Genomic DNA, 10608 nt, shown 5'->3' with positions numbered 1-10608 from the left:
CCGGAACTGGACGACGCACCGTTGGCGGACGCGGCCGACGCGGATATTCCCGCCGCGGATGCCATCGCCCCGCTCGACACGGAGACGGAAGCCGGTGTACCGGAACTGGACGACGCACCGTTGGCGGACGCGGCCGACGCGGCGTCCGTCGAGGGGACTCCGGAACTGGGCGGCACCTCAGACGAGGACACGCTGGACCTGAACGGCGTGGCGGACATGGGGTCCGACGCGGCCAACGAAGGAACCACGGAGCTGGGCGGCCTGACGGCGGACGACGTTTTGGACGTGGGCGGCGGCGATCTACCCCTGCCCGGCGAGGATGCGCCGGACGCGATCCCCGAGGTGGCGGGTACGCCAGCGGACTTTTACGCGCCTCCCGTCCCGGACGCCGCGGTGACGATCGCGCAGGAGATGGACGACGCCATCCAGCCGTAACGGCGAATCGATTTCAAACAAAGCATTGGGGGCGGACCTTGGGACCGCCCCCTCAGGTTATGCACCCTATGGCGACAGCCGGGGGGCTGTCGTGGGGGAGCCTCACCCCAAACCACAGGGTGTTACGGCTTTATCGAGGATTAAGCGCGTTATTGTGCAGGTTAAGCTGATTTTGATCCTGCACCCGCTGGGTGCAGCAGAAAACGTGCAAAGCCCGTCTTTACCACATGTTAAAAACTTTGCCTGTGGATTTGGGACGTCCACATTCCGTCCGCCACAAAGGAACTTTGCCTCACCGAACCGTCCCCTCGCCGGACGGAAAGCCCAGGCTCTTTTCCATGCGCTCGACGACGGGCACGAAGCGCTCCTGCTCCTCCTTGGGGCAGCTCAGGACAAACGACGTCCAGGCCTCCTCGTTGACGACGGCGCACTCGAAAAAGAGGCGCTCCTTCCCGTCGTCGTAGACGAGGCGGTAGCCGCCTGGGGTCGCCTCCTTCGACAGGACGTGGGAAACGTCCTCCAGTCTGGACGCCAGCATGGCCTCTCCGTCATCCCCCAGCACGTTGTAACCGCCCGACAGCGTGAGGGCGTACCGGCCATCCTTCGACGAGAGCCAGACGCCGTCGCCGTTCTCCGGCTCCTTCATCTCGCTGAAGATGTCCGGGTACTCCACGGAGTAGCCAAAGCGATCGTTCTCGTACTTCGTCCACTGGTCCGCCGCCGCGGGGACGGCCAACAAAACCGCCAAGACGCAGGCCGCCGCAAAAACCTTCCTCATGACAATTCCTCCTTATAGTAGTATTGCAATAGTGTATCCGCCCCTCAAGGAGAACGCAGAGAGCGCCGTTTACCGTCCTCATGCGTCCACACTAGCGGACGGGAGCACACTAGACGTCCGTCCGGCCCCTCTCGTAGAGCCCTGCCTCCGTCAGGACGCGGGGGACGGGCCGGTCGTGAGGCTCCATCGGGATGTCCTCCCGGACGAGGCGCTCAGGGCAGACCAGGACCGCCGAGCCGCGATAGGCAGCGAGGAATCGGTCGTAGAAGCCGCCCCCCTTTCCCAGCCTCAGCCCGGACCGGCTACAGCTCAGGCAGGGGATGACGGCAAAGTCCACCTCGTCCACCTCAACCAGGGGCGACCCCTTCACGGGCTCCGGGATGCCGTAGGCCCCTGGGACCAACCGATCCATGGCGTCGATCTGCCGCAGCTCCATCACCCCCATGCTGACGCACAGGGGCACGCAGAGCCGCTTTGCGTCGCGCAGCGCCCCCTCCAGAAACGGGCGGGTGTCGATCTCCCGCCCGGCCCCCACGAAACAAAAGACCGTCCCGGCGGACCGGTACTCCGGCAGGGCCAGCAATCGGGCGCAGATCGCCGAGCCGGCCTCCGCCCAATAGGCGTCGGGCAAGGCCTTTTCAACCTCCCGAAGCTCCTTCCGCAAGGCCTTCTTCTCTTCTTGAACGGTCAAGGTCGTATCCTCCTCACATTTTGGATCGCCATCCCCCGATCCCCCAGCCGCACCATAAGCTATGTCCACGATCCGCAAGGCGCGATTCATTATGCCACACGGCCCCGCAAAAAACGAGCGCCCCCCTGAGACACGGGGGAGCGCTCCTGGTATTCACAGCACTCACGTCATTACATCGCCAACGTGGCCGGAGTGGCGGGACCTAGGGGTAGGCCCAGGAGGTACCAGGCCACCAGCAGGAGCGTGAAGCCTGCCAGGTAGAACAGCGAGTAGGGCATGGCCAACGAGATGACCGTCCCGATGCCCACCTTCGTGTCTTCCTTCGGCTTGTACTGCTCGAGGAGCCCCAGCATCACCGGCAGGTAGTAGGAGAGGGGGGAGATGATGTTGGTGGAGGAGTCCCCGATGCGGTAGGCCACCTGCGTCAGGGCCGGGGAGAAGCCGACCCCCGCGAACATGGGAACGAAGATGGGGGCCAGGATCAGCCACTTCGCGGAGCCGCTGATCATGAAGAGGTTCAGGAAGGACACCAAAACGACGAAGATCACCAGCAGCGGGATGCCGCCCAGGTTCATGGCCTTCAGGAACTCCGCTCCCGTCACGGAAAGCACCGTGTCGAAGTGGCTCATGCGGAAGAGCGCCACAAAGAGCGAGGCCGGCAACACCACCACCATGAAACTCGTGCTGCCGATGAGCCCCTTCTGCATGAGCTTCGGAACGTCCTCCGCCCGCCGGATCACCCCGGCACCGAGGCCGTAGGCCGTCCCCACGACGAAGAACAGCCCAAAGAGCAGGGGCATGATGCTGCTGAGGAGCGGCGAGCGCGGGACGATGGCGCCCGTCTCCGGGTTGCGGAACAGGGAGCCCTCCGGGTACGTCAGCCACACGATGAGGGCCACGTAGGCGACGAGGGCCAGAAGGCTGCAGAACAGCCCCCGGTTCTCCGCCGGCGTGACGGCGTGCTCCTTCAGCGCGTTCGCATCGCGGACCGTCTCCGCGTCCCCGACCATCTTCACGATGTAGTGCTCCGTGACGTACACCGTGAGCCCCGTCAGGACCAGCGTGGCGGCGAGCATGAAGTACCAGTTCATGAGCGGGTGGACCGGAGTGCCCGGCGGGATCGTGGGCACGCCCTCGACGGCCGTGGCCGTGATGCCCGACAGCAGGGCGTCCGTCCCCGCCACGAAGAAGTTGGCCGTGAAGCCCCCCGCCCCCGCTGCGTATCCCGCCGCCACCCCCACCCAGGGGTTGCGGCCCAGCGCCTTGAACACGGCGCCGGCGATGACGGGCGTGAAGATGATGCCCGCGTCGGAGGCCAGGTTGGCGTTGATGCCGACGATGGCCACCACCGCCACCACCAGCGCCCGCGGGGCGCCCAGGATCGTCTTGCGCATCAGGGCGGAGATCATGCCAGTGTGCTCCAGCAGGCTGATGCCCAACATCATCGTCATGATGAGGCCCAGGGGGGCAAAGTTGACGTAGGTCTTGACAAAGCCCGCGAGGAACTCGCGCATGGCGGGGTATGACAGCAGGTTCACCACGGAGACGGTGGTCTCCTTGGGGGCCTCCCCCGCCTTGCCGGCCATGTACGTCACGGACAGGCCCTCCCTGCCCAGCCACCAGGACAGGCCCATCAGGATCAGCGACAACACGACGAACAGCCAAAACGGGTGCGGAAACTTGTTCCCGATCACCTCGATGCCCCGGATGAACCTCTCAAAAAAGCTGCGCTTCGGCGCGACGATCGTCTCGTCCACGTTTCTCTCCGGATTTTCCGACATTCTCTCGTACCTCCGTTCTAAACCAATTAAGGAACACCCTTCAGCCCCTCCGCGACTCCTCCGGCGGCATCCCCCCTCTCCAGCTCTCTGAGACGTCTATCGACGGCCCAGAAAGGCGACGGCGCAGGACGCGAGGAAGCGCATCCCGAAGGGGAAGCACCCCTCGTCCGGTCGGAAGCGCGTGCTGTGCAGCACTCCCGTCTCCTCCGGCCCCGCGCCGGCGGGACGGCAGCCCAGCCAGGCGAAGGCCGAGGGACGCTCGCGGGCGAAGAAGGCGAAGTCCTCCGCGCCCAGCTCCGGCCGCTCCGCCACGACGAGGTGTTCCGCCCCCATGACCTCCCGCACCGCCTCCGCGGCCAGGTCGAACATTTCGGGGTCGTTCACCAGAGGGGGGTAGCCCTTGACGTAGCGCACCTCGCAGCTGCCCCTCAGGGACCGGGCGATGCCCTCTGCCGCGCGCTCGATGAGGTCCGGCATGGCCGCCTGAACCTCCTCCCTCAGGGTGCGCACCGTCCCCTCCATCTCCACCCGGTCCGGGATGACGTTGTACCGCCATCCACCCTTGATGGTCCCGATGGTGACCACGGCCGCATCCAGGGGCGAGACGCTGCGCGAAACGACGCTCTGGAGCCCGCAGAGCACCTGCCCCGCGATCATGATGGCGTCCACGCCCTGATCCGGCGCGGACCCATGGGCCGCCCTGCCCTTCACGGTGAGGTACACCCGGTCGGAGGCCCCCATCTGAGGCCCGGACCGCAACACGACCCTCCCCGTCTCGTAGGCGGGCCAGACGTGAAGGCCGAACAGGCCATCCACGCGGGGGTCCACCAGAGCCCCGTCCGCGATCATGCCCGGCGCTCCCCCAACGGGGTTCAGCTCCTCGGCGGGCTGAAAGATGAACTTCACGTTGCCCGGCAGCGCGTCGCGCATCCCCGCGAGAACGCAGGCGGTCCCCAGCAGCATGGCCGTATGGGTGTCGTGCCCGCAGGCGTGCATGACGCCCGGAACCTCCGAGGCGTAGGGCAGCCCCGTCTCCTCCTGCATGGGAAGGGCGTCCATGTCGGCGCGCAGGCCCACCGTCGGCCCCATGTCCGCCCCGCCGCCCGTGCCCCGCAGCAGCCCCAGGACGCCGTGGCCCCCCACGCCACGCCGGACCTCAAACCCCAGCCCCTCCAGCACCCCCGCAACGAGCTCCGCCGTCCGCTCCTCGCACCGGCTCAGCTCCGGATGGCGATGGATCGCCCGGCGCCACTCCACGACCCGATCGAGGTGCCGCTGCACCTCCCGCTCGATCCTCTCATATCCCTCATACTCCGCCATAATCTATCCGCTCCTCCATCTTCGCGACGGTCCTCGCGGCCCCGCAAGGCTCCGATTTACCCTATATCTTATCATGTTATCACGCTGATTCGAGCGAGCGCTCTCCATCGGCCAAGAGCCGCATCCCGCGACAACTTCTGCCCTATCCGTACTTAGGGGTGTTGACAACACCAAAGGGGCCGCGCAGCATCCGCCGCGCGGCCCCTCTTAACGCTCTCGTTGCCCTACGCCCGGCGCCGCCTCAGGAGCGCCAGCGGAAGGAACAGCGCCACGGCCCCCAGGCCCAGCGCGCTGCAGAAGCCGCTGTCCCCGTCGTCCTCGTCCGCTGCCTCGTTGAAGGCCGCAAGGGACGTGACCGTCCCGCCCAGGTCGCCGCTCGTGAGGGTTCGGACCAACGCGTCATCCTTGAAGATCAGGACCCGGTCACCCGTCGTTGCCGCCAACACCTTGGCGCTCGCGTCCCAGACCAGCCGCCGAAGTCCGTCCTTCGGTGCGTCCGTAGAGCGCCACACCTCGACGGCGGCGTTGTCCTTCCAGTGGTAGAGCGCGTCCGCTCCGGAGGCCGTCTGCGCGATGAAGTAGATGCTGCTTCCGCCGTCCTCGCAAACCGAAACGATATCGCCATAACTGCCCGAACCGCTGACGAGGTCCGTGAGCTGTCCTCGGCTCGGCTGATAGACCTTGATTCCGCCCCCGTTCCCGTAGGCGAGGGCAAGCGTCTTCTCGTCGTCGTAGAGGGCGATGTCGGTCGCCCCGGCGCCGACGTCGAAGCTCGCATAGGGCACGAGGCGACCGTCCAGGCGGAACAGCCACCCCGACACGTCGTTTCCGGTTGCGTTCCCGGCCGTGAGGAGGGCATAGATCTCCTTGCCACGGACGCGGACGCGCTGCCCGTGGGGGCTCCCTCCGTCCGCGCTGAGCGCCAGGACGTTGCCCGTGGGCAGCAGGGTTTCCGTCCTGATCTCGACGACGTTACCGCTGTCGTAGGCCGCGGCGAACAGGCTGCGCCCGTTGTCGGATACGTCCATGTCCCGGACGCCGCGCACCCCGGGCCAGTCCGCGCTGGCTATGGGCGCGCTCCAGCCCCTGGCGGCGCTGTAGACGTAGACCGCATCCCCGGCGGTCGAGTTGGGGTGGCTGACCAGGACGTACTGGCCGCCGTCGCGCTGAAAGGCGTAGACCGCCGCGTCGGCAGGCCGCCCCGTCAGGACGGAGGGGCGCACGTCGATGCTGGCCGCGCTTGAGACTCCGATGACGCCCACCGACGCCGTGGAGCTCCCCGTCCCCACGGCCGTGTAGACCACGTTGGCTCCCGCTGTCCCAGCTGAGAACAGGAGCAGCAGCGCGGGGAGAAGTTTTCTCGCGAACCGCAAGTTCCTCAATCCAAAACCCTTTAACCTCAAGTTCCTTGACCTCCCTGATGTGCAAAGTGTGTGGCGTCACCCGCAAGGGTGCGGCGCCTTTCTCTTGAATTATAGACTATGGAAGGTCGCCCTTCATCCGCATCGCGCACATCATGGCCCAGGGCAAGCTCCCGAATCGCTGCGTCGCTGGGGAACGGGGGCTAGTGCACCCTGCGGCGCAGGGCCAGGAGCGGGAGGAGCAGCGTCAGAAGCCCCAGGTCGAGCGCGCCGCACCCGCCACCCGAACCGCTCTTGTCCTTCCCCTCGCCACCCGCCGGGCGGTCGATCACCGCGACGCTGGTGGGGGTGCCCCCCAGCTCCGCACTGCCGATCGTTTTGACGTGGCGCCCGTCCGCCTCAAGGACGGCCACCCTGTCGCCCATCACGGCGAAGACCCGATCCCGGTACGTCGTGTCGCGCACCAGCTGGCAGGCTTGGCCCGCGACTTCCTTTGCCTCGTACACCTTCACGGGGTACCGCGCGGAGCCGGTCCAGCGATAGAGGGTCAGGCTGGACCTCGCCGCCGCTCCAGCCTGCCGCTGAGCGATGAAGTAGAAGCCGCCCCTGCCGTCCTCGCAGACCGCCGACACGTCGCCCAGAGCGGTGCCGTCATCCGCGCTGACGACCTCCATGGCCAGCCAGTCCGCGTCGTCCGGGGCGTTCAGGTTCACCACCTGCACGCTGCCCGTGCCGCGACAGGCGACGGCGATCCGGCCGGCATCGATTCGCGCCATGTCCACGGCGTTCTTGCCCAGCCCCTCATACCGCACGAGCTCCTTGCTCAACGCGCTGTCCAGCCCCACGAGGACGCTGTTCGCGTAGACGTAGCCGGGGTAAGTGCCTCGTGTCGCCGTGAACAGGGCGTAGATCACGTTCCCGGCGGCGAGGACCCGCTCCGCGTGGGGGGCGTACCCGGCCGGGACGCCGGTGCAGATATAATAGCGGCCCGTGGCGGTGTAGCTTGAGGTGTTCACCTGAATGACGGCGCCTCCCTCGTGGGCGGCGGCGTACAGGTTTCCGCCGTAGGCGGCCAGGCCATGAACGTTCATGGCGTTCGTCCAGGTCCTGCTGGCGACGGGCACGTCCCAGCTGGCGGGGTCGTAGACGGTCGCCTTGTCCCCCGTGGTGCGGTCGTGCTCCAGAAAGACGTAGAGGCACTTGCCGCCCTGCGGAAACGACGCGCCCAGGGCGTCACTCCGGAGGTTGCCGACCGCCCTCCGGACCTGCAGGCCCTCGTCGATGACCCCAATGGCGCTCGTGTAGCTCGCGTCCACCGTCGTGTAGGCGACGTTCGCCGCCGCCGCGCCGCAGAGAGCCATGAACACAAGGAATACGCAAGAGAGCTTTTTCATGAACCTCACGGTAAACGACCTCCTCTGAACTCAAATTGGGGGTGTCCTTTTCGATTTTTGGAGCGCCCGCCCTCTGCTCCAGGCGGGCACACCGTCACTTCTGTCGGTCCCGGCCCCTCTCGTAGAGCGCCAGCAAGTCCAGGGCCGCCTGGGTGGCGGCCAGCTCGCCCCGCTCCACCCGCTCCTCGATCCCCGGCATCTCCGCCGCGACACCGGGGTCCTCGTAGAAGCGGCGCAGCAGGTGGTCCTCCACCATCGAGTGGACCCAGGACAGCGCCTGGCGCCGGCGGCGCTCCGCGAGGACGCCCGAGCTCCGGACGTTTTCCATGAAGTCCTCCACCATGCCCCACACCTCCGGGATGCCCTCGCGCGTCAGGGCGGAGCAGGTGCAGGCGCGGCTCGTCCAGCCCTCCGTGGAGGGGCGCAGGTAGTGTAGGAACTGCTCGTAGTCCGCGCGGGTGGTCTGGGCCTTCATCCGGTTAGCCCCGTCGGCCTTGTTCACCACGATGGCGTCCGCCAGCTCCATCACTCCCTTCTTCATCCCCTGGAGGTCGTCTCCCGCGCCCGTGATGACCAGGAGCATGAAGAAGTCCACCATGTCCCGCACCGTCACCTCGCTCTGGCCGACGCCCACCGTTTCCACCAGGACGACGTCGTACCCCGCCGCCTCGCAGAGCAGCATCGTCTCGCGGCTCTTGCGCGTGAGCCCCCCCAGCGTCCCCCCGGAGGGGGAGGGGCGGATGAAGGCGTTCTCGTTCCGGGACAGCTCCTCCATGCGCGTCTTGTCCCCCAGGATGCTGCCCCTCGTCACCGTGCTGCTGGGGTCCACCGCCAGCACCGCCACCCTGTGCCCCCGGTCGCAGAGCCACGTGCCCAGCGCCTCGATGAACGTGCTCTTGCCCGCGCCCGGAACGCCCGTGATGCCCACGCGCACGGCGCCTCCCGTCCGCGGCAGAACTGCGGAGATGACCTGACGGGCCAGGTCGAAGTGGGCCGGCGCGTTGCTCTCCACCAGCGTGATGGCGCGGGAGAGGACCGCGCGGTCGCCCTTCAGCACGCCCTCAACGTAGTCCTGAAGCGCCAGCTTCCGGCGTTTTGGAACGGGGGCAGGGGACGGCTCCGGCGCAAACGCCATGCCGTCGTGGGCGTCGGTCACGCCGCCCATGACGCGGCAGGCGAACTCGGCCCCCGCCCCTTCCGGCGTCCACTCGGGCCTAGTCGTCGACACGGCGATTGAGCTCCTCCATCACCTTTTTGGCGGAGACGGGGATGACCGTCCCGGGGCCGAAGATGGCGGCGGCACCGTGCTCGCGCAGGAAGGCGTAGTCCTGCGCCGGGATGACGCCGCCTATGACCACCATGATGTCCTCGCGTCCGCGCTTCTTCAGCTCGTCCACCAGCTGCGGGAGAAGCGTCTTGTGCCCCGCGGCCAGAGAGCTCATGCCCACGACGTGAACGTCGTTGTCCACCGCCTCTTGAGCCGTCTCCGCCGGGGTCTGGAACAGCGGGCCGATGTCCACGTCGTAGCCCATGTCGGCGAAGGCCGTGGCGATGACCTTTGCGCCCCGGTCGTGGCCGTCCTGCCCCATCTTGGCGACCATGATGCGCGGGCGGCGGCCGTGCTTCTTCTCGAAGTCGTCCGTCATCCTCCGCACCTCGTCAATGACGTCCGCGTCCTTAAACTCGCTGCTGTAGACGCCGGAGATGGAGCGGATCACCGCCTGATGGCGCCCGCAGACCTTCTCCACGGCGGCCGATATCTCGCCGAGCGACGCCCTGGCCCGCGCCGCGTCCACGGACAGCGCCAGCAGGTTGCCCTCGCCCGTTTCCGTGGCCTTCGTGATGGCGTCGAGGCACTCCTTCACCTTCTCCTGATCCCGGTTCTCCCTCAACTTCTTCAATCTCGCAATCTGCGCCTCGCGCACGGCCGTGTTGTCCACCTCAAGGATCTCAAGCGGGTCCTCCTTGTCGAGGCGGAAGCTGTTGACGCCGACGATCTCCTCCGCGCCCGAGTCGATGTGGGCCTGACGCCGGGCCGCCGCCTCCTCGATGCGCATCTTCGGAAGCCCCGTGTCGATGGCCGCAGCCATGCCCCCCAGCTCCTCGACCTCCTGGATGTGGGCCCAACTGCGCCGCAGGAGCTCGCTGGTCAGGGACTCCACGTACCATGATCCGCCCCACGGGTCGATGACCTTGCAGACCTTCGTCTCGTCCTGAATGTAGAGTTGCGTGTTGCGCGCGATGCGCGCGGAGAAGTCCGTGGGCAGCGCGATGGCCTCGTCCAGGGCGTTCGTGTGCAGCGACTGCGTGTGCCCCAGCGCCGCCGCCATGGCCTCGATGCAGGTGCGCTCCACGTTGTTGTAGGGGTCCTGCTCCGTCAGGCTCCAACCGGAGGTCTGGCTGTGGGTGCGCAGCGCCATGGATTTGGGGTTCTTCGGGTCGAAGCCCTTGACGATCTTGGCCCACAGCATGCGGGCGGCGCGCATCTTGGCGACCTCCATGAAGTAGTTCTTGCCGATGCCCCAGAAGAAGGAGAGGCGTGGGGCGAAGGCGTCGATGGTGAGCCCGGCCTTGATGCCCGTCCGCAGGTACTCCAGGCCGTCCGCCAGCGTGTAGCCCAGCTCGATGTCCGCCGTGCCCCCGGCCTCCTGGATGTGGTAGCCCGATATGCTGATGCTGTTGAACTTCGGCATGTACTGCGAGGTGTAGGCGAAGATGTCCCCGATGATGCGCATGGAGGTCTTGGGCGGGTAGATGTACGTGTTGCGCACCATGAACTCCTTCAGGATGTCGTTCTGGATCGTGCCGGACAGGACGGCCTTGTCCACGCCCTGCTCCTCCGCGGCCA

The 10608-nt window shown here is 67.0% G+C and carries 9 protein-coding genes; 1 reads left to right on the top strand and 8 read right to left on the bottom strand.

Going from position 1 to position 10608, the window contains the following annotated elements; all coding sequences use genetic code 11:
- Window positions 1-435, top strand: a 435-nt coding sequence (locus ACO41U_RS08630; protein ID WP_485943190.1) for a hypothetical protein, incomplete at its 5' end; no start/stop codon positions are given.
- A gap of 292 nt (window positions 436-727) precedes the next feature.
- Here ACO41U_RS08630 and ACO41U_RS08625 read toward each other — a convergent pair.
- The 8 genes from ACO41U_RS08625 to scpA form a co-directional block, all read right to left on the bottom strand.
- Window positions 728-1213 carry a hypothetical protein gene (locus tag ACO41U_RS08625; RefSeq protein WP_298778228.1) on the bottom strand — a complete coding sequence of 162 codons (486 nt, stop codon included), beginning with the start codon at window positions 1211-1213 and terminating at the stop codon, window positions 728-730.
- A 109-nt stretch (window positions 1214-1322) separates the two neighbouring features.
- Window positions 1323-1904, bottom strand: a complete 582-nt coding sequence (locus tag ACO41U_RS08620; protein ID WP_485943188.1) for a 5-formyltetrahydrofolate cyclo-ligase — start codon at window positions 1902-1904, stop codon at window positions 1323-1325.
- A gap of 170 nt (window positions 1905-2074) precedes the next feature.
- Entirely contained in the window at window positions 2075-3685 is a 1611-nt protein-coding gene (locus ACO41U_RS08615; protein WP_485943186.1) for an AbgT family transporter, read from the bottom strand.
- 96 nt (window positions 3686-3781) lie between these two features.
- Window positions 3782-5005 (bottom strand): M20 metallopeptidase family protein, encoded by a 1224-nt coding sequence (locus ACO41U_RS08610; RefSeq protein ID WP_485943184.1) that lies wholly within the window; start codon window positions 5003-5005, stop codon window positions 3782-3784.
- Between the two features lie 224 nt (window positions 5006-5229).
- Window positions 5230-6378, bottom strand: a complete 1149-nt coding sequence (locus ACO41U_RS08605) for a YncE family protein (RefSeq protein ID WP_485943182.1) — start codon at window positions 6376-6378, stop codon at window positions 5230-5232.
- A 191-nt stretch (window positions 6379-6569) separates the two neighbouring features.
- The gene (locus ACO41U_RS08600; protein WP_485943180.1) at window positions 6570-7769 is read right to left on the bottom strand and encodes a hypothetical protein; all 1200 of its coding nucleotides are present in this window, start codon (window positions 7767-7769) and stop codon (window positions 6570-6572) included.
- An 85-nt stretch (window positions 7770-7854) separates the two neighbouring features.
- Window positions 7855-8988 carry a methylmalonyl Co-A mutase-associated GTPase MeaB gene (gene meaB, locus ACO41U_RS08595; protein WP_485943178.1) on the bottom strand — a complete coding sequence of 378 codons (1134 nt, stop codon included), beginning with the start codon at window positions 8986-8988 and terminating at the stop codon, window positions 7855-7857.
- Window positions 8975-10608, bottom strand: a 1634-nt coding sequence (gene scpA, locus ACO41U_RS08590; RefSeq protein ID WP_485943176.1) for a methylmalonyl-CoA mutase, incomplete at its 5' end; no start/stop codon positions are given. The genes meaB and scpA, both read right to left, overlap by 14 nt.

Source organism: Fretibacterium sp., assembly GCF_057312375.1.
The sequence above is the reverse complement of the archived record's forward strand: the minus strand, read 5'-3'. Positions and strand labels throughout refer to the sequence as shown.